Annotated in this window: 16 protein-coding genes; 8 read left to right on the forward strand and 8 right to left on the reverse strand. The window is 71.5% G+C overall.

The features are described 5' to 3' along the window. Positions 1 to 136: 136 nt before the first annotated feature. Positions 137 to 823, reverse strand: coding sequence for a response regulator (locus H1D24_RS30225; protein ID WP_181660905.1), 687 nt, complete (start codon positions 821 to 823; stop codon positions 137 to 139). A 236-nt stretch (positions 824 to 1,059) separates the two neighbouring features. On the opposite strand from H1D24_RS30225, the gene H1D24_RS30230 reads away from it, so the two are divergent. From H1D24_RS30230 to H1D24_RS30250, 5 genes are all read left to right on the forward strand, one after another. After that, a complete protein-coding gene (locus tag H1D24_RS30230) occupies positions 1,060 to 2,043 on the forward strand; it encodes a Bug family tripartite tricarboxylate transporter substrate binding protein (protein ID WP_181660955.1) in 984 nt (327 codons plus the stop codon). Continuing rightward, complete coding sequence (locus H1D24_RS30235) at positions 2,040 to 2,576, forward strand: tripartite tricarboxylate transporter TctB family protein (RefSeq protein WP_181660906.1); 537 nt, start codon at positions 2,040 to 2,042, stop codon at positions 2,574 to 2,576. Before H1D24_RS30230 ends, H1D24_RS30235 begins: the two co-directional genes overlap by 4 nt. A gap of 1 nt (position 2,577) precedes the next feature. Further along, positions 2,578 to 4,074, forward strand: coding sequence for a tripartite tricarboxylate transporter permease (locus H1D24_RS30240; RefSeq protein WP_181660907.1), 1,497 nt, complete (start codon positions 2,578 to 2,580; stop codon positions 4,072 to 4,074). Between the two features lie 201 nt (positions 4,075 to 4,275). Further along, positions 4,276 to 5,148: a haloalkane dehalogenase gene (locus tag H1D24_RS30245; protein ID WP_309484494.1), complete on the forward strand. Its 873-nt coding sequence runs from the start codon at positions 4,276 to 4,278 to the stop codon at positions 5,146 to 5,148. Between the two features lie 86 nt (positions 5,149 to 5,234). Further along, entirely contained in the window at positions 5,235 to 6,107 is an 873-nt protein-coding gene (locus H1D24_RS30250) for an RNA polymerase sigma factor (protein WP_181660908.1), read from the forward strand. 36 nt (positions 6,108 to 6,143) lie between these two features. On the opposite strand, the gene H1D24_RS30255 is transcribed toward H1D24_RS30250, so the two are convergent. Beyond that, a complete protein-coding gene (locus H1D24_RS30255; RefSeq protein ID WP_181660909.1) occupies positions 6,144 to 6,284 on the reverse strand; it encodes a hypothetical protein in 141 nt (46 codons plus the stop codon). Positions 6,285 to 6,397: 113 nt separating this feature from the next. On the opposite strand from H1D24_RS30255, the gene H1D24_RS30260 reads away from it, so the two are divergent. Continuing rightward, positions 6,398 to 7,540 (forward strand): methyltransferase domain-containing protein, encoded by a 1,143-nt coding sequence (locus tag H1D24_RS30260; protein ID WP_181660910.1) that lies wholly within the window; start codon positions 6,398 to 6,400, stop codon positions 7,538 to 7,540. Between the two features lie 16 nt (positions 7,541 to 7,556). Here the strand turns inward: H1D24_RS30260 and H1D24_RS30265 are convergent, their stop codons facing one another. Next, positions 7,557 to 8,114, reverse strand: coding sequence for a ribonuclease FAU-1 family protein (locus tag H1D24_RS30265; protein WP_181660911.1), 558 nt, complete (start codon positions 8,112 to 8,114; stop codon positions 7,557 to 7,559). Beyond that, positions 8,095 to 9,015, reverse strand: coding sequence for a GNAT family N-acetyltransferase (locus tag H1D24_RS30270; RefSeq protein WP_181660912.1), 921 nt, complete (start codon positions 9,013 to 9,015; stop codon positions 8,095 to 8,097). The genes H1D24_RS30265 and H1D24_RS30270 overlap by 20 nt, the downstream gene beginning before the upstream one ends. Positions 9,016 to 9,085: 70 nt before the next feature. Here H1D24_RS30270 and H1D24_RS30275 point away from each other — a divergent pair, with 70 nt between their 5' ends. After that, positions 9,086 to 9,466, forward strand: coding sequence for a GntR family transcriptional regulator (locus tag H1D24_RS30275; protein WP_181660913.1), 381 nt, complete (start codon positions 9,086 to 9,088; stop codon positions 9,464 to 9,466). 42 nt (positions 9,467 to 9,508) lie between these two features. On the opposite strand, the gene H1D24_RS30280 is transcribed toward H1D24_RS30275, so the two are convergent. Beyond that, complete coding sequence (locus H1D24_RS30280) at positions 9,509 to 10,618, reverse strand: DUF5925 domain-containing protein (RefSeq protein ID WP_181660914.1); 1,110 nt, start codon at positions 10,616 to 10,618, stop codon at positions 9,509 to 9,511. Between the two features lie 417 nt (positions 10,619 to 11,035). On the opposite strand from H1D24_RS30280, the gene H1D24_RS30285 reads away from it, so the two are divergent. Beyond that, positions 11,036 to 12,454, forward strand: coding sequence for a GH39 family glycosyl hydrolase (locus H1D24_RS30285; protein ID WP_181660915.1), 1,419 nt, complete (start codon positions 11,036 to 11,038; stop codon positions 12,452 to 12,454). Positions 12,455 to 12,513: 59 nt separating this feature from the next. Here H1D24_RS30285 and H1D24_RS30290 read toward each other — a convergent pair whose 3' ends face one another. From H1D24_RS30290 to H1D24_RS30300, 3 genes are all read right to left on the reverse strand, one after another. Further along, positions 12,514 to 16,710 carry a lipopolysaccharide biosynthesis protein gene (locus H1D24_RS30290; protein ID WP_181660916.1) on the reverse strand — a complete coding sequence of 1,399 codons (4,197 nt, stop codon included), beginning with the start codon at positions 16,708 to 16,710 and terminating at the stop codon, positions 12,514 to 12,516. Continuing rightward, positions 16,703 to 17,500 (reverse strand): polysaccharide deacetylase family protein, encoded by a 798-nt coding sequence (locus tag H1D24_RS30295; protein ID WP_181660917.1) that lies wholly within the window; start codon positions 17,498 to 17,500, stop codon positions 16,703 to 16,705. The genes H1D24_RS30290 and H1D24_RS30295 overlap by 8 nt, the downstream gene beginning before the upstream one ends. 421 nt (positions 17,501 to 17,921) lie before the next feature. Beyond that, the gene (locus H1D24_RS30300; RefSeq protein WP_181660957.1) at positions 17,922 to 18,974 is read right to left on the reverse strand and encodes a glycosyltransferase family 2 protein; all 1,053 of its coding nucleotides are present in this window, start codon (positions 18,972 to 18,974) and stop codon (positions 17,922 to 17,924) included. Between the last annotated feature and the right edge of the window lie 4 nt (positions 18,975 to 18,978).

An 18,978-nucleotide genomic window follows, 5' to 3' on the forward strand; every position in this document is an offset into this window, starting at 1 on the left:
GTTCAGGGCGTCCCGAGGTTCAGGGCGTCCCGGGAGTTCATGGCGTCCGGGCGGTTCAGGGCGTCCCGGGGGTTCATGGCGTCCGGGGCAGTTCAGAGCGCCCGGGGGAGTGCAGAGCGTCCGGGAGGCGACGGCCTCAGCCCACCCACCGGTAGCGCCGCTCTGGCCGGCCCGTCCTCCCGTACTTGAGCGTCACCTGCGCCCGGCCCGTGGACGCGAAGTACTCGAGGTAGCGGCGGGCGCTGACCCGGGACAGACTGCCGGCCTGGGCGCACTCCGAGGCGGACAGGCCGTCCGGGTGGGCGCGCAGGGTGCGTTCGACCAGTTCCGCGGTGTGCGCCGCCAGGCCCTTCGGCAGCTCGCGTGAGCCGGGCGGGCGGGTGCCGAAGATCTGGTCGACATCCTCCTGGCGCGCCTCGTCCAGGCCGTCGAGACGGGCCCGCAACGCCGCCACGTGCCGCAACTGCTCCTGCAGCGCCGCCTGGTTGAACGGCTTGATCAGATAGTGCAGCGCCCCGGCGCGCAAGGCGGCCCGCACCACCTCCGCATCCCGCGCCGCGGTGATGAACAGGACGTCCACCTGAGCCCGTTCCGGATCGCGCTCCTCGGCGGCCCGCATCTCGCGCAGTACGCCGATCCCGTCCATGTCGGGCAGATAGACGTCCAGGAGTACGAGGTCAGGGCTCAGCTGCTCCACCGCACGCAGCGCCTCCACGCCGCTGTGTGCAACGCCGACGACCGTGAACCCGTCCGTCGCGGACACATAGCGGCTGTGCAGCTTGGCGACCATGAAGTCGTCGTCCACGACCAGTACCTTCGTCACCGCCGCAGGCTATGGGCCCGACCACAAGGACCACAACGTTCCTTGCTTGCGGAAGAGAGACAGCTCGTTAACACACGGGCAACATGTGGGCCACCTCACTCGGATCCACGACTCCCCCGAGCGGATCCGGGTGAGGTGTCCCACACGAGGATCTCCGTTCTCCCCGTTCACCACGGATTCCCCCACAAACGGAACCCGTCCCCATACCGACGACGTACCGACAGGTGGTGGCACACGTGCGGCTGCGCACTCCCCTCGCCCTGCTCGGGGCCGCGGTGCTCGTGCTCGCGGGACCGCCGCTGCTGACGACCGGCAGCGGCGCCGAGACCGGCACACAGATCCCCGGCCTGCGCTTCATGGTCCCCAACACGCCCGGCGGCGGCTACGACATCACGGCCCGCACCGCCGCCAAGAACGCCGAGGACGCCGGGCTCACCCACAACATCGAGGTGTTCAACCTGCCCGGCGCAGGCGGCACCGTCGGCCTCACCCGGCTCGTCGGCGAGCACGGCAACGGCAAGCTCGCCATGTCCATGGGCCTCGGTGTCGTAGGAGCCGTACGCTCCAACCACGCGCCGACAACGCTCGCCGAGACCACACCGATCGCCCGCCTCACCGAGGAGCAGGACGTCGTCGTGGTCGCCAAGGACTCCCCGTACCAGACGATCGACCAGCTGATCGAAGCCTGGAAAGAGGACCCGGGCAAGCTGCCCGTCGGCGGCGGCTCCTCGCCCGGCGGGCCCGACCATCTGGCGCCCATGCTGATGGCGCGCGCCGCCGGGATCGCCCCGAAGGACGTCAACTACATCCCCTTCGACGGCGGCGGCGAACTCCTCGCATCCATCCTCGGCAACAAGGTCGCCTTCGGCGTCTCGGGCGTCGGCGAATACCTCGACCAGATCAAGTCGGGAGAGCTGCGGCTGCTCGCCGTCACCGGGCCCGAGCGGGTCGACGGGCTGGACGCGCCCACCCTCAAGGAGTCCGGCTACGACGTCGACTTCACCAACTGGCGCGGCATCGTCGCCCCTCCCGGCCTCTCCGACGCCGAACGCGACAAGCTCACCAACCTCATCACCAAGCTGCACGACTCTCCCGAATGGCAGGAGTCCCTCAAGAAGAACGGCTGGGACGACGCCTTCCTGACCGGCGACAAGTTCGGCGCCTTCCTGGACGCCCAGGACAAGCGCGTGGTTTCGGTGCTGAAGGAGCTCGGACTGTGACGACGACGCAGACACCGGAACGTACCGAGGCGGGGGAGCGCCGCTCCTGGCTGCGCGAGCACTCCGAACTCGGCGTGTGCGCCCTGCTGCTCGCACTGGGCGTACTCGTCCTCACCGACGCCCTCACGATGGACGTCGACATCGCCCAGCGCGGGCCCATCGGCCCCAAGACCGTGCCGATCGTGGTCGGCATCGGTCTGCTCGTGATCGCCGCCCTCCTCGCCGTCGACGTGCTGCGCGGCGGTAGCGGACAGGCCGAGACCGGCGAGGACATCGACCTGTCCGAACCCGCCGACTGGCGCACGGTCCTGCTCCTGGCCGGGGTCTTCCTCGCCACGGCCGTCCTCATCGAACCGCTCGGCTTCCCCGTCGCGGGCGCGCTGCTCTTCTGGGGCGCGGCCTTCGCCCTCGGCAGCCGGCGCATCGACCGCGACCCGCTGATCGCCGCCGGGCTGTCACTGATCACGTACGTCGTCTTCAACAACCTGCTCGGAGTGCCGCTGCCCGGCGGCCCGCTGATGGGAGCGCTGTGAGATGAACGCCCTCAACTCCCTTCTCGACGGCTTCGGTACGGCCCTCACCCCGCTGAACCTGCTCTGGGCCGCCATCGGCGTGCTCCTCGGCACCGCGATCGGCGTACTGCCCGGCATCGGCCCGGCGATGGCGGTCGCGCTCCTGCTCCCCGTGACATACGGCCTGGACCCGACGGGCGCGTTCATCATGTTCGCGGGCATCTACTACGGAGCGATGTTCGGCGGTTCGACCACCTCCATCCTCCTCAACACCCCCGGCGAGAGCGCCGCCGTCGTCGCCGCGATGGAAGGCAACCCGATGGCCAAGGCCGGGCGCGGCGCCCAGGCTCTCGCGGCGGCCGCCATCGGACACTTCGCGGGCGGCATGATCGGCACGATCCTGCTGGTCGCGCTTGCGCCGACGGTCGCCGAACTCGCCGTCGACATCGGCGCGCCCGACTACTTCGCCATCATGGTCCTTGCGTTCATCGCGGTGACGTCCGTGCTCGGCTCCTCCCGTATCCGCGGAATGGCATCGCTGCTGATCGGCCTCACCCTCGGCCTCGTCGGCCTCGACCAGATGACGGGCCAGCAGCGGCTCACCTTCGGCTCGCTCCAACTCGCCGACGGCATCGACGTGGTGATCGTCGCGGTCGGCCTCTTCGCGATCGGCGAGGCCCTGTGGGTGGCCGCGCATCTGCGCCGCACGCCCGGCGAACCGATTCCCGTCGGCCGCCCCTGGCTGGGCCGCGACGACGTCCGGCGCACCTGGAAGTCCTGGCTGCGCGGCCCTGTCATCGGCTTTCCGTTCGGCGCGATCCCGGCGGGCGGCGCGGAGATCCCGACGTTCCTGTCGTACGTGACGGAGAAGCGGCTGTCGAAGCACAAGGAGGAGTGGGGCAAGGGCGCGATCGAAGGCGTCGCGGGACCGGAGTCGGCGTCGTCGGCCTCCGCGGCCGGAACGCTCGTCTCCATGCTGACACTCGGCCTGCCCACCACCGCCGTCGCCGCTGTGATGCTCGCCGCCTTCCAGCAGTACGGCATCCAGCCCGGACCGCTCCTCTTCGAACGCGAACCGGAGCTGGTGTGGGGCCTGATCGCCTCGCTGTTCGTCGGCATGGTGCTGCTGCTCGCCCTGAACCTGCCGCTGGCACCGCTCTGGGCGAAGCTGCTGCGTATCCCGCGGCCGTATCTGTACGCGGGAATCCTGTTCTTCGCGGCGGTCGGCGCGTACGCGGTCGGCGGCGAGGTCATCGACCTGGTGATCCTGCTACTCATCGGCCTCATCGGCTTCGGCATGCGGCGCTACGGGCTGCCGGTGCTGCCCGCCGTCATCGGCGTCATCCTCGGCCCGAGCGCCGAACAACAACTGCGGCGCGCTCTGCAGATCAGCGACGGCAGCGTGACGGGCCTGGTCAACACGCCCTTCTCGGTGACGGTGTACGCGGTGATCGTGGTCATCGTCGCCTGGCCGCTGGTGAAGAGGCTGGTGGGACGACGCCGTACCGAGGCGGCCTGACGGACGGCATCGCCTCCGGCTCGCCTGCGAACCCGATGGGGCCCGTCACCGGTGGTCTGGTGACGGGCCCCATCGGGTTCCGGCCCAGCCGTCGGCGGATCCGGTACCGCCTGAAGATTTTTTCGGCGGGGATGTCACAGCGGCCGGGGCGGCTGTGTCCAACCAAGTAAACGCAGACGCGGTTCACATCGGGAGGACACAGTGATCAAGGCAAGTGTCGAGGTCCACGATTCGTTCATGGCCTATGTCGAGGCCGGCACGGGCGGCGTCCCGGTCGTTTTCCTGCACGGCAATCCCACGTCGTCGTACCTGTGGCGCAAGGTCATCCCGCACGTGGCTGACCAGGCACGGTGCCTGGCGCCGGACCTGATCGGGATGGGCGACTCCGGGAAGCCCGACATCGGCTACCGCTTCGACGACCACGCCCGGTATCTGGACGCCTGGTTCGACGCGCTCGGCCTGGAGGAGGTCGTGATCGTCGGTCATGACTGGGGCGGGGCGCTGGGCATGGACTGGGCCGTCCGGCATCCGGGGCGGGTACGGGGCGTGGCGCTGATCGAGACGTTTCTGCGGCCGTTGCGCTGGGAGGAGTTCCCGCCGCAGGGCGCCGAGTTGTTCCGGTCGTTCCGCTCCCCGGAGGGAGAGGTGAAGATCCTCGAGAACAACATGTTCATCGAGTTCAACCTCCCCTTCGGGGTGACCAGCGGACTCGCGGCCGAGGACCACGACGTCTACCGCGCGCCGTATCCCGACCCGGCCTCGCGCAAGCCGCTCCTGGTGTGGCCGCGCGAGATCCCCATCGACGGCGAACCGGCCGACGTGCACGAGCGCATGCTGTCCTACGGCCGTTGGATGGGGGACACTCCCGAGGTGCCGAAGCTCGTGATGACCGTCGAGCCCGGTGTGGGGATGGGGTCGCCGGAGATGGCCGCGTGGGTCAAGGACACGTTTGCGAGCGTCGAGCTCGAGTCGGTCGGACCGGGCGGGCACCACGCCCCGGAGGACCAGCCGGACGCCATCGGATGGGCGGTCGCCCGCTGGCTGCGCCGACATGAGGTGACGACGAAGCCGTGAGCAGCGAAGATGCCGTGCGCCGTGCAGATGCCGTGCGCAGCCATGGAGCCGTGAGTAGCGAAGACGTCGTGCGCAGCGATGGAGCCATGAGTAGCGAAGACGCCGTGAGCAGCGAGGGCGAAGCGGCCGTGGACAGCGAACGGGCGCTGGTCACGCGGGCGGTCGACGGCGACAAGGCGGCCCTGGAGGAGGTGGTCCACCTCCTCCAGGATCCGCTCTACCGGCTGGCCCTGCGCATGGCGTGGCGGCCGGCGGACGCGGAGGACGCGACCCAGGAGATCCTGATCCGGGTCATCACCCGGCTCGCCACCTGGCGTGCCGAGGCGAGGCTCCTCACGTGGGCGTACCGGATCGGCGTCAACTACCTGCTGAATCTGCGCCGCAAGACCCCGCAGGAGGCGAAGCAGCTCAGCCTGGAGGAGTTCCGCGAGAACCTGGCCGACGGGCTCGCGGCGGCCGACTACACGGGCCCCGAGGCCGAACTGCTGGCCCACGAGGTACGGCTCACCTGCTCGCAGGCGGTGCTGCAGTGCCTGGAACGCGGGGAGCGGATCGCCTTCGTGCTCGGCGAGATCTTCGAGCTGCCGTCCCCGGACGCGGCGTGGATTCTCGACGTCACCCCGGCCGCGTACCGCAAGCGCCTCGAGCGCGCACGGCAGCGCATTCGCGCCTTCATGGGGTCGACATGCGGCATCGTCAACCCGAAGGCGTTCTGCCGCTGCGCCCGTCGGGTCGGGACGGCGGTCGCGCGCGGCCGCGTCGACCCGCGGCGGCCGGTGCTGGCCACCCATCACGTCAGCCCTGGCGGACGCGGTGTGGCCGAGGCCGCCGCACAGATGCACCGCCTGCACGACGCCGCCGCCGTGCTGCGCGCGCACCCGGACTACGCCGCTCCGACGGCCAGGACCGACGCGGTACTGGCCCTGCTGCAGTCCGGGAGGTTCCCGCTGCTGGAGTGAGGGGCCTCAACAAGGACGGAGGCGGGCTTCTTCCGGTCAGCCGTCCGGCCACCAGGTCCGCTGGATGTCCTTGCGGACCTCGGGACGCTCGCGGGGCTGCTGTTCTTCGGCCTCTTCCCGCGCGCGGCGGCGGACGGTGGTCTTTCCCAGGGGCTTCTGCACGGTCACACGGCGCATGGCTGCCTCCTTGTGCCTACCGGGTTCCGCAGAGGTGTGCGGAGGTAGACCCGTTGAGGGAGGGTGTCTCATCGGGGGCAGGATTGTCAGTGGCGGCTGTCACGCTGAGGGGCATGAATTCGGACCTGAGCTCCGGGCAGGAGAGCACCGTGCGCGCCGCCGTCGACTGGGACGCGGAGGCCGCCACCTTCGACGATGAGCCGGATCACGGCCTGCGGGACCCGGACGTGCGGGACGCCTGGGCGGGGCGGATGAAGGAATGGCTTCCCTCGGCGAGATCTCACATCCTGGACATCGGGTGCGGCACGGGCAGCCTCTCGCTGGTCGCCGCCGAGCAGGGGCACCGCGTCACCGGGGTCGACCTGTCGCCTCGTATGGCCGAGCGGGCCCGGGCCAAGCTCGCGGGGCACGACGCCGAGATCCTGGTCGGCGACGCGGCGGCACCCCCGGTCGGGGACCGCAGGTTCGACGTGGTGCTGGTCCGCCATGTGCTGTGGGCCCTGCCCGACCCCGAGGCGGTCCTGCGCCGCTGGTGCGGGCTGCTGCGGCAAGGGGGCCGGCTCGTCCTGGTCGAGGGCGTCTGGGGCGAGAAGTCCCCGGTCGGCATTCCCGCACACCGTCTCGCGGACATGCTCACGCCGCTGGCGGCCCGCGTCCACACCGAGCGGCTCTCGGGGGACGCCCGCCTGTGGGGACGGGCGGTGCACGACGAGCGGTACGCGGTGGTGGCCACGTTCCCGGACCCGCGGACGGCCGCCCGCCACACCGAGGTCGTCGACGTCCATCTGATCCTCCGCCGCGGCGACGAGGTGCTGCTCGCCCGCCGTGCCGGCACGGGATACGCAGACGGCCTGCTGCACGCACCGTCCGGGCACGTTGAGGACGGCGAGGACGTCCGCACGGCCGTGATCCGCGAGGCCCACGAGGAGGTCGGCCTCGACCTCGCGCCGGACGACCTGCGCGCCGCACTCGTCATGCAGCACCGCGGGCCGGGCGGTCAGCCGCGCATCGGCTGGTTCTTCGAGGCCGAGTACGGGGCGGGCGGCGAGCCGGTGAACAGAGAGCCGGACAAGTGCTCAGGGCTGAGCTGGCACCCGCTGGCTGCGCTCCCCGACGACATGGTGGCCTACTGCCGTGCGGGCCTCGACGCCTACCGGGCCGGGCACCGCTTCGTTCTGCACTGGCATGAGGACGGTGACGCCATCGCGTACGAGCCGGGAGGGGTGAGTCGTGCGCGGATGCTCGGGGAGACATGAGCAGACGGAGGAGACCTCAGGGGCTGACCACGCCGGCGAGGCTCGCGCGGCCGCCTGGACCGGCCCCGTGGGCGAGGCGTTCCAGGTCGTCCAGGGCGCGGCGGGCGGCGCTCGCGGCGGCCGGGTCCGACTCGGCCAGGCCGCTCGCGGCGAACTCGTCCTCGTCCAGCCGGAGTACCGCCGTGCCGTCGCCGGACACCCACAGGTCGAGGTCCAGGTCCTCCACGACCAGCTCGCCGCCCGACAGGACGGCGGGGCGGGTCACGTCGCAGTACCAGCCCTTGAGGGTGCCGTCAGCGGCCCGGACCTCCTTCACGGAGTACCACCGGTCGCGCCAGTAGTGCTCGGTGAACACGTCGCCCGGCTCGAAGCGTACGAAGCCGAAGTCGCGGACGACCCCGCCCGCCCAGGGGGCCTGGACCGTGATGCGGGTGCCGTCGTCGTGGAGAAGCCGGGCCGGGTAACGGATTTTCGTGCGGCCGGACTTGACAAGCACCACCTCGATGCGGTCGGCGGCGTCCGTCGGGCTTTCAGGCTGGGGGTGGCGGTTGCCGTCAGCCGAGTTCGCGGACATACCGGACCTCCGTCGCGCAGATCTCGTAGCCGAACCACTTGTTGATCGCCAGCATGGGGCCGTTCTCGGCGTCGTTCCCCGTGAAGGCCTCCGTGTAGCCGGCCGCGCGGGCCCGGTGAAGGGAGTCGTTCTTGGCGAGCTTGGCCAGGCCCTGGCCGCGGTGGGCGCGCGCCGTTCCGGTCATGCCGGTCGCGTACCGGGACACACCGTCCGTGCGGGCCGCCGTGAACGCCACGGGCCGGCCGTCCACCACGGCCACCGTGGTCAGCTCGCGGTCAAGCAGCGGATGGCCCCATGTCTCGGCCAGCCAGTGCTCGTAGTCCGTGAACTCCGCTTCGATATCGCCGGGCTCGTCCTGCACGGTCTCCGCGTCCAGGTGGAACAGGGGGCGCGGGTCGTCCGCGAAATCCGCGGCGGTGCGGAGTTCGACGCCCGCCGGGGGCCGCTGGAGCGGCGGCAGGGTGCCTCCCGCCAGGTCCAGGCGGAGGAAGTGAGCCGACCGGCTCGCGCGGTAGCCATGCTTCTCGGCGAAGGCGCGGTTGCCCGGCGCGTCCAGGACCCAGCTGTACAGCGTGGTGACGCCGTGCCCGGCCAGGTACTCCTCCGCCGTACGCACGACCAGCGAACCCGCGCCGCGGCGGAGCCGCTCCGGGTGCACATACACATTGGCGTACCCCTGCCCGGGCTCGGGGCTGTCGTAGGCGACGCCCAGCTGCGCCGTACCGATGATCTCGCCGTCCTCCTCGGCGACCAGCGGCCGGTAGTGCGCGTCCGGATGGGCGTGCGCCACGTCGAAGGCGACGGACTCGGCGGTGGACAGCATGAACGGCAGGGCGGCGCGCCGCACCCGCGCGAAGCCTTCGGCGTCTTCGGGGCGAAAGCCGCGGACGATCACAGTCATGGGGCCGCACGCTACGCGGGAGGCGTCGTGCTCGCCTCCGAATTACCGCGCCGTGCGGGACAATCGGCATGTGACCTTGAAGATCGACATCGACCCGGGCGCCGCCATCGCGCCCTACGAGCAACTGCGCGCCCAGATCTCCGACCAGGCCCGCTCGGGGGCGCTGCCGGTGGGCTACAAGCTGCCGACGGTACGCGGCCTCGCGGAGGACCTGGGGCTCGCCGCCAACACCGTGGCCAAGGCGTACCGCGCGCTGGAGTCGGACGGGGTGATCGAGACACGCGGGCGCCACGGAACGTTCGTCGCCGCCGCCGGGGACGCCGCGTCGAAGGCCGCCGCCGCGGCGGCGCAGGCGTACGCCGAGCGTGTCCAGCGCCTCGGCCTCACGGAGGCCGCGGCACTGGACGCGGTACGGGACGCGCTGCGCGCGGCTTACGGCAACGGGGGGTGACCCCCGGGTCGAGGGACTGGCGCTCCTGCACCGCAGGTACGGCTACAGGTACAACCCCGCGTCCGCGCCCCCGCGAGGCTCCGGTACCGACGCCGGTGTCGTGCCACGCCGCAGTGCGTAGAGCTCGGCGAGCGTCGCGCCGTCGCGGCTGACGCTCGATTCGAGGTCCGGGGCGTCCTGGCCGAGCCAGTTGACCGCCTCGGGGCGGGTCAGGGGGCCGACCTCGATGCGGGCCAGGCAGCGGCCCGGGCGGACGACAGCCGGGTGCAGCCGCTCCAGGTCCTCGTTGGTGGTGACCCCGACGAGGACGTTGCGACCCTGGCCGAGTAGCCCGTCCGTGAGGTTGAGCAGGCGCGACAGCGCCTGACCGGCCGTGTGCTTGGCCTCGCCGCGGATCAGTTCGTCGCAGTCCTCCAGCAGGAGCAGCCGCCAGCGGCCCTTCGCCGTGCCGTCGTCCTCGCCGATGGCGATGTCCATCAGATAGCCGACGTCCGAGAACAGGCGCTCCGGGTCCAGGACGCAGTCCACCTGGCACCAGTCGCGCCACGAGCGCGCCAGCGTGCGCAGCGCCGACGTCTTGCCGGTGCCCGGCGGACCGTGCAGCAGGAGCAGCCGGCCCGCGATGTCCTCCGGTGTGGTCTTCATCAGACGGTCCATGGCGTCGGCGACCGGCGCCGTGTAGTTGGGCCGGACCTCCTCCCACGTACCGGCCGATATCTGGCGGGTCGTGCGGTACGGGCCGCGCCGCGGCGACACGTACCAGAAGCCCATCGTCACGTTGTCCGGCTGCGGTTCCGGCTCGTCCTGCGCGCCGTCCGTGGCCTGCTTGAGGATCTTCTCCGCCAGCTGCGCGCTGGTCGCGGTCACGGTGACGTCCGCGCCGCGGTTCCAGCGCGAGATCAGCAGCGTCCAGCCGTCGCCCTCGGCGAGCGTCGCGCTGCGGTCGTCGTCGCGGGCGCCGCGCAGCACGGTGGCGTCCGGCGGCAGCAGGGTGGCGCCCGAGCGCACCCGGTCGATGTTCAGACTGTGCGAGAAAGGCTGCTCGCCCGTCGCGAACCGGCCGAGGAACAGCGCGTCGACGACATCCGACGGTGAGTCGCTGTCGTCGACGTTGAGCCGGATCGGCAGAGCGTCGTGTGGGTTCGCAGACATGCCGACATGATCCGCCACGCAGGCGCCCCGTGCATCCGGTTTCCGCAGCGAGCGGTGCGCCCGGCGCACTGCGAGCCGCACGTCGGGCGCACTGCACGTCGGGCGCACTGCGCGTCGGGCGCACTGCGCGGCCGGGCGCCCGCTTCGCGGCGCGCCACGCGCCCGTCCTACGTTGCGCCCGGTCTTCCGCGAGCGCGCCACGCGCCACGTCCTACGCTGCGCCCGCTCCGCGGCGCGCCACGCGCCCGTCCTACGCTGCGCCCGGTCCGTGAGCGCGCCACGCGCCCCGTCCTACGCTGCGCCCGCTCCGCGAGCGCGCCACGCGCCCATAGCGAGTCCCGTCCCGTCTGCCCCGTTACCGAGCTGTCGTCGCGGAATCGGTGCCACCGCCGACACACGCCACTACTCTTGCCCCTGATGGGACGTCATGGGTGGAATTCGGGGGCACGGCGGTGGCGGCTCACCGCACTGCTCGGTGTCGGTGCGGCCGTGCTGGCCCTGGTGGTGACCCTCGTCAGCACACTGCCTTCGGATGCCGGGGGCAGCACCACGGGAACGACAGCCGACGGCGACAAGGTGCACGGCACACCCGCCGTCCCGTCCGGGAAGGCGGATCCCGAGGTCGGCTGGGGCTTCACCCACACCCAGTACAGCGCCGACCACGGGGAACCGGCGGCGGTCGAGCGCGCCGAGAAGCTGCTCTCCAAGCAGCCGCTGCCGCAGATCCAGCACATCATGGGCTGGGGCGCGAGCAACCCCGAGCCCACCAAGGGGCGTTACGACTTCGAGGACATGGACCGGCGGCTGGACTTCATCCGCGCCACCGGCGGCACCCCGGTCGTCACCCTCTGCTGCGCCCCGGACTGGATGAAGGGCGGCAAGCCCGGCGCCGACAACACGGACTGGAGCCGGCAGGCCCTCGAGACCGCACCCGACCGCGCCCACTACAAGGACTTCGCGAAGCTCGCCGCGACCGTCGCCAAGCGCTATCCGGACGTACGGCACTTCATCGTCTGGAACGAGTTCAAGGGCTTCTGGAACAACGCCGAGCACCGCTGGGACTACGAGGGGTACACCGAGCTCTACAACCTCATCTACAAAGAGCTCAAGAAGGTCGACAAGGACATCCTGGTCGGCGGCCCCTATCTGGTCATGGACAGCGTCGACCCCCGCCAGGAGAACGCGTCGAGCGCGCTCACGGGCGAATGGGGCGCCATGGACCAGCGCGTCCTCGACGCCTTCGACTACTGGAACAAGCACAAGGCGGGCGCGGACTTCGTCGTCGTCGACGGCTCCAGCTACACGGTCGACGACGAGCTGGTCCCGGACGAGTTCAAGGCCACCGACAAGCTGACCGCCGTCAGCCGCTGGGTGCGGCAGCAGACCGGCGACCTGCCCCTGTGGTGGGCCGAGTACTACGTCGAACCGGGCGACGACGATGACGACCGCGACGCCTGGTCCGAACCGCACCGAGCAGCCGTCCACGCCTCCGGCCTGATGGCCATGGCACACGGCGGTGCCGGCTCCGCCTTCTACTGGAACCCGCAGAAGAGGGGCGCCACCTGCCCAGGCTGCCTGTGGCGCTCCACCGAACTGTCCGACGGCGGTACCGGGCTGCCGATGCTCGGTCTGCTCTCCCGGTTCGCCAAGGAGTTCCCGCCCGGCACCCGGTACAAGAAGGTGTCCGTCGCCGCCGCCGACGTACCCCGTGTGCGGGTGCTGGCCGACGACAAGGCGGTCCTCGTGGTGAACACCCTTGACCGCCAGATCAGCGTGAAGGTCGACGGCAAGCGTTTCGACATGAGGGCCTACGAGGTGAAGTGGCTGGGGCGCTGAGCCACTTCACCCGGCTGCCGTAGGCGCCGCTGTAGGCGCGCGCCCGGGCCGCACCGGCCTCACGCCATCGTCATGAACCGCTGCACCAGCGAGGCCAGCAGCACCGCCAGCAGAGGCAGCGAGAACCAGAAGGTGCTCTGCAGCCAGCGCAGCTGCCGTACGCTCGGCGCCACCGCGACCCGTACCACCTCGCGCGCCGCAAGCAGCAGGATCAGCGCCACTGCCGCCAGCGCGCCCACCACCGACCACGGCGTCCAGGTCACCTGCGGACCGATCGGCCCCGGATCGGCCTTCGCCGGCTCGCCGTCCGGCTCCCGGCTCAGCGTGTAGACGGTCGCGTCGTCGTTGGAGAAGACCTTCTTCAGCTCCTGCCGCTGGTCCAGATTCTGTATGAGGCGCCTCTCCCAGTTCTCCGAATAGCCCGCGTCCATCCGGAGATAGACGACCTGGCTCTCGTTGACCATCAGGTACGAGTTCGGGCCGGCGTCCTTGAGTGCCTTGACCAGGCCGGACACCAGCACCGGATCGGTGGGCGCGAGCGTCGGGACGTAACTCACCTTCTCCATGTCGCGCGAGCCCCACGGCATGGCGGGCGTGACGTTCTCGAGCGTGTCGTTGCTCAGCCACAGGAGGCGGACCGTCGGGTCGTCGTGGGCGTACACGTACTCCATGGCCGCGACCTCGCCCGTCCTGATGCGCTCGAAGGGCTCGTTGCCCCAGCGGGCGACCAGGAAGCCGCCCATCAGCACCAGGCCCGCCATGAGCGCCGCTAGCGGCGCCAGGCTGACACGGTCGCGGTCCCGTTCCTCCGCGGTGACGCCCGCGCGCGGGAACAGCGCCAGTCCCGCGAGCAGCGCCGCGCCGGGCAGGGCGAACATGAAGACGCGCAGCGCCATCTCACCGCCGTACGACTGCATGCCGAAGCCCAGGAACGGCACGAACGCGAGCACGATCAGCGACAGCTCGCGGTACTTGGCGTCGCGCCGCCGCCACCAGCCCCAGCAGGCCAGCGCCATCACGCCGCCGGCGAGCGCCACGCGCGCGTACAGCACGAGTTGGTGGGTCGAACTGCCGCCCTCGATACGCCCGGAGACGGAAGACGTCACATTGCCGCCCACACCGCCGATCCCGCCGAACATCTCCTCGAAGTGGCCCGACCAGTACGGCTCGGCGAGGAAGCCCACCCATACGGCGACCAGCACCGCGAACAGCATCGGCAGCCCGCGCAGCTCGCTGCGGCCGACCAGCACCAGGACCGCGAGCACGCCGAGCATCACGAAGGGCGTGAGCTGGTGGGCCGGGACGGTGGCCGCGAACAGGGCGATCAGGACGAGCAGCAGCACGGCCCGCTGGCGGCGGTTGGTCGGCTCGACCTCGAGCTCGCCCGGGCGCCGCTTGGTCCACAGCACGCGCGGGGCGCGGAACCAGACCAGCAGTATGGCGACGAATGCCAGGTAGAGCAGGTAGGTGAAGCCCTGCGGCGAGAAGTAGTCCTGGCCGACCCAGCCGCTCAGGACGAAGATCCAGACGCCGGTCCACTTGGCGCGCCAGCCCGCCCGCATCGACCGCATGAGCAGGAACACCGGTGCGAGGTAGAGCAGTTGCATGGTGAGCGGCCACCAGCGGATGACCTCGGTCATGTCCGTGACGCCGCATGCCTGCGCGATGAAGGTGGCCGCGGCGAAGAAGCCGGGCCAGCTCCAGCGCGCGTCCAGGTCGGGCACGGCCGAGCCCGTCCTGTCGATGTAGTCCATGAAGCCGAGGTGCTGCCAGGCCGTCGCGAAGCGCGGCTCGGTCTCGATGACCGCGGGGAGCGCGTGCAGCGACACGACGGTGGCGAGCAGGGTGACCAGCAGCAGGACCCGGTGCTGCCGGTTCGCCCACAGCAGCGAGGCGAAGACGACGACCAGCAGCGCGGCGCCCACCAGCGTGGTCTGGGGCAGGACGGAGATCAGCCCGAGCCCGCCCATACGGTCGAGGTCGCGGTCGTCCAGAGCCGATGCGGGCACCCAGTACAGTCCGAGCGCGCTGACCAGCAGCATGGCCAGCACGACGACGCCGGGCGTCACGCGCGCGTGCCGGGCGGTTCGCGCGGAGTCCTCATGCACGGAGGCCCCGCGAGCAGAGCCGCCACGCACGGGAGCTCCCTGCCGTGATGGCCGTGACGGCCGGGAGGGCCCTGAGGGCCGTGACGCCTGCAAGGCTTCGTGCCCACCCAGGGCTTCCTTGCCGTTCCGGTCGTCCCGGCCGTTCCGTTCCTGCTGCGCGCCCCGCGCCGACCGATCCGCCGGCTGCTTCGCCGACTTCTCCTTGCGCGACTCCTCGGCCCGCGGCTCCTCCTGTGCGCGGCCACCACGCGAATCCGTCCGCGACGGCGGCCCCTCCGAGGCCTCCGTGCTGCGCGACGCCTCCGTACGCGAGCTCTCCGAACTCGCCGTCGGAGAATCCTCCGCACTCTCCGCCGAAGGGGACTTCTCCGCGGAATCGCTGCCCTCGGCTGACGCGGGCACCTTCTTCTCACCGTCGCCCGGGTCGTTCACGGGAGCGGCCTCCGCATGCGCCTCCGTCCGCGGCCCGGGCAGCGCCAGCCGCGGCCTCAGGGCCCACGTCGGCCGCTGCTCCGCGGCGTTCCCGCCGAGTGCGTCCTCGTCCCGCCGTGCGTCCCTGACCGCTGCCGTCCCGAAGGCGGGCGTGCCGGGCCCCGGCCGTACGTCCGGTCTGCGCTCCTGGTGGTCGAGGTTGAGCTGGACGCCGAGCGCCAGGGTGTCCGATCCGAGGGAGTTGCGCAGCGCCCAGGTGGGCCCGTGATGATCTTTCTCCTCGCGCGGCAGTTCCGCCACGTCCGGCGTGCCGAGATCGGCCAGGTCACCGTCCGGCGCCGCATCCGCGGCGGCGGGCGCTTCGCCCGGTGCGGTCCTGACGATCCGGTACAGCTTGGGTGCGGCGATCGCCACGATCACCGCAAGGCTGGAGATCTCCGCGACACCCGCACCGGTCAGGCCCGTCCGCGGGAGCAGCACCAGCGTCAGTCCCAGCACCAGGAAGCACAACAGGCCCTGCAGATAGGCGAGTCCGGAGGTACGGCTCTGGGCGCGCAGCACCGCGAAGTAGGTCTCCATGACGACCCGCAGCACAGCGCCCACCGCGAACAAGCGCAGCAGGGGGGTCGCCGCGTCCGCGTACCCCTCGCCGAACACCCGCAGGATCCAGGGCGCGCCGATGAACAGCACCCCTGCCACCGGCAGCATGATCCGCGCCATGCGGCGCAGCGCCGCGCGGGTGTTCGCGGCCAGCTGCGCCGGGTCGTGGGAGCCCTCGACGGTCAGGGACGCACCCATGTTGATGGCGAGCAGATTGATGGTGCCGCCGATGGTGGCGGTGATGTAGAAGTACGCGTTGTCGGCCGAGCTCACCTGGGCGGCAACGATCACCGGGACCAGATAGACCACCGCGAGCGAGAACAGCGAGCCCGTGTAGTCACCGGCCAGGAACCGGCCCAGCTCGCGCATCGTCGGCGGCCGGATGTGGTCCTTCGTCGCCTTCACATGGCGTGGCACGAGACGGCGGAACACCAGCCAGCCGAGCGGCACCACGGACGCGGCGATCGCGGCCACCCATGACGCGAAGACGCCGGTCGTCGGGAGCGCCACGGCGAACGCGACCAGCAGCGCCAGCTTCACCGCGGAGAACACGGTGTTCCCGACAGGCACCCACAGCGCACTGCGCAGCCCGGTCAGCACCCCGTCCTGCAGAGTCAGCAGCGACCAGGCGACGACGGCCGCGATGAATCCCAGACCGTTGACGGTTCCATACAGAAAACGGTACGACGGCCCCCATACGTCGAGGTTCAGCAGAAACGCGACAGCGGCGAGCGCCACGATCACCGAACTGCCCGCGTAGATATGGAAGATGAGACGCCCGGTGGCGCGGCCCGCCACCGGGATGAAACGAGCCAGCGCGCCCGTGAGCGTCACGGCGGTGAGGCCTGCGAGGAGCTTCATCGCGGCGATCGCCGCGGAGCCCTGGCCTACCGCGTCCTCCGAGTAGTACCGCGCGGCGGCCAGCCAGAAGCCGAGGCCGAGCACCGCGCTGATCCCGGTGTTGAGCATGAGCGCATAGGCGTTGCGGAACAGCGGGTTGCCGCCGGAGCCCTTGCCCCGTCCGGGCAGCCGCAACCTGCGGCCGGCCGAGGGCTCCGGCTCCGTCGGGGGAGTCGCGGAGGAGTCGACCTGGGCGGCGGTCGTCGTGTCAGACACGGGAACGTGTTGCCTTCCGGCTGGCCTGTCGGGCTCTTCGGACCACGGCGTACCCCTTGGTGAGGGCGCGGTCCCTTGCGAACGTACGGGCGATGGCGCGGCCTTCCACCAGCCGCGCGAACTCGTCGATTCCGGTGTTACGGCGCACTGTCACGCGCTGCAGTGCGTACGGTCCCTGGCGGCGCCGGGCCAGGGTGTTGCCGACCGCGAGGGACTGCGCGAACCCGGCCTCGCGCACCGCCTGGCGCACGCGCCGGCTCGAGTAGCCGTACGGGTAAGCGAACGAGACGGGCCGCGTGCCGAGCTCATCGGCCACGATCTCCTTGCAGCGCAGCACCTCCGACCGGAGCGCGTCGTCCGCGAGCTGGTCCATCTGCGGATGCGTGTGGCTGTGCCCGCCGATCTCCACGCCGATGTCGGCGAGTTCGCGCACCTGGTCCCAGTCGAGCATGGTGTCCAGGGCGCCCCCCGTGTCGTACGCCCCGCGCAGCCAGCCCGTCGAGACGAACACGGTGGCCGCGAAGCCGTGTTTGGCGAGCACGGGCCGCGCATGCCGGTGCACGCCCTCGTAGCCGTCGTCGAAGGTGACCAGCACGGGACGCTCCGGCAGCGGCCGCCCGGCCCGCCAGGCGTCCGCCAACTGCGCGGTGGTGAGCGGCGTGAACCCGCCGTCCCCGATCAGCGCCATCTGCTCGACGAACGCCTGGGGCGCCACGGACAGGGCCCGGGTGGCGTCGTTGGGAGCGTGCGCGATGGAGTGGTACATGAGGATGGGCACGGGGGTGTTCATGCGGCACCACCTCCGCGCCGCACGCGGGCCGCGCGCCCGTGGCCGGGCACGGCGGCCCCACGGAACCGGGCGCCGGTGACGGGGCACTCCCGCGTGTGCGCCCAGGTGCCGCGCCCCGGCAACACGCCTCCTGACGTGTGCCGTCCGGCGCGGTGTGTCCTCAGGGCGTCGGCAGCAGTGTGTGCTCCGGCGCGGTGCACCCCCGGCCCGTCGGCAGCAGCGGTGTGCGGTCCGGTGCCGTGCGCGTTCAGGCCCTCAACGGCCGTACGCCATGCCGCGCGGCGCGTCCCCAGCGCGCCGCCCCCACGCATCCGCAGCACGGCGGCGCACGCGTGCGGCCAGGCGCTGCGCGCCCCCCGCACGCCCCTGTGCGCCGGCCACGCGCCCCCTTGATGCGCATGACCCGGCACGGATCTCCTGCTCATACCCCCGCCCCCTCGCCGTCCGTGCTCCCCCCGATCTCCACCACGGAGAACGTGGCGCCACCCCTGCGCGCACGGACGCTCCCGAGTACGTACCCACCGGCCGCTGCCGCCACTCCGGCCACGATGGCGCCCGCGCGGCCCGCTCCGCCGGGGCGGGCCAGCAGGGCGTCGCGCAGGCCGCGGGCGATTCCGGCGGGCAGAACGCGGGTGGTGTAGCGGCGTTCCGACTCGAGGCCCTTGCCGGCACCGACGCTCCGGGCCACCAGGGCCTTGGACAGGCCCTCGGCGTACGTACGGGTCCGGAAGTAGCGGAACTGTTCACGCCCGGCCGGTACCCGGTGGTGGATCACCGCGCGGTCGTCGATCAGCAGGATCGCGTCGGGTCTGGCGCGGCTGAGCCGGATGCACAGCTCGGTCTCCTCGCAGCCCAGCGGCCGCTTGTCGCCGTCGCGGCCGATGCCGGTCGCGAAGCCCCCCGCCGCGTCGAACGCTGTGCGCCGGAACGAGGCGTTCCCGCCCAGGACGTTGCGCACCCGGGCCCGGCCCGGCGGCAGCCCCTTGTACGTACAGCCGACGACCCAGTCGAACTCCTCGGGGAACCAGGCCGGCCGGCGGCCGGACGCCCAGACGGGCATGGTCCGGCCGCCGACCGCCATGACCTGCGGGTCCTCGTACGCGGCCGCGAAGTGGCGCAGCCAGTCGCGCTCCGCGACGGCGTCGTCGTCGAGGAACGCGATGATCTCGCCGCTGGAGGCCGCGATGCCGGTGTTGCGGCCGGCGGACAGGCCGCGCGGGCCCGCGTTCGCGAGAACACGGACCCCTTCGGTCTCCTTGTACTCCTTGGTCAGGCGCTCGAGCAGCGTCTGGTTGTGGTCCACCACCAGCAGTGTCTCCAGCGCGGGCAGCGACTGCGCCCGCACCGAGGCGACCGCCGCGAGGATGTCCTCCCAGCGGTCCTCGGTGTAGACGCAGATGACGACGGAGACGGTGGGGAGGGCGGCGGCGCGGCTCTCCGCGCCGCCGCGCTCCCGGCCCCCGCCCTCCTGCAGGCTG

It is taken from the genome of Streptomyces himalayensis subsp. himalayensis (genome assembly GCF_013778455.1).
Classification (GTDB): domain Bacteria; phylum Actinomycetota; class Actinomycetes; order Streptomycetales; family Streptomycetaceae; genus Streptomyces; species Streptomyces himalayensis.

Excerpts from the sequence above, each read along its gene's own strand:
- H1D24_RS30250 (WP_181660908.1), top strand. The coding sequence starts at position 5,235 with ATGAGTAGCGAAGACGCCGTGAGCAGCGAGGGCGAAGCGGCCGTGGAC.
- H1D24_RS30260 (WP_181660910.1), top strand. The coding sequence starts at position 6,398 with ATGAATTCGGACCTGAGCTCCGGGCAGGAGAGCACCGTGCGCGCCGCC.
- H1D24_RS30285 (WP_181660915.1), top strand. The coding sequence starts at position 11,036 with ATGGGACGTCATGGGTGGAATTCGGGGGCACGGCGGTGGCGGCTCACC.
- H1D24_RS30255 (WP_181660909.1), bottom strand. The coding sequence starts at position 6,284 with ATGCGCCGTGTGACCGTGCAGAAGCCCCTGGGAAAGACCACCGTCCGC.
- H1D24_RS30280 (WP_181660914.1), bottom strand. The coding sequence starts at position 10,618 with ATGTCTGCGAACCCACACGACGCTCTGCCGATCCGGCTCAACGTCGAC.
- H1D24_RS30265 (WP_181660911.1), bottom strand. The coding sequence starts at position 8,114 with ATGTCCGCGAACTCGGCTGACGGCAACCGCCACCCCCAGCCTGAAAGC.
- H1D24_RS30240 (WP_181660907.1), top strand. The coding sequence starts at position 2,578 with ATGAACGCCCTCAACTCCCTTCTCGACGGCTTCGGTACGGCCCTCACC.
- H1D24_RS30295 (WP_181660917.1), bottom strand. The coding sequence starts at position 17,500 with ATGAACACCCCCGTGCCCATCCTCATGTACCACTCCATCGCGCACGCT.
- H1D24_RS30270 (WP_181660912.1), bottom strand. The coding sequence starts at position 9,015 with ATGACTGTGATCGTCCGCGGCTTTCGCCCCGAAGACGCCGAAGGCTTC.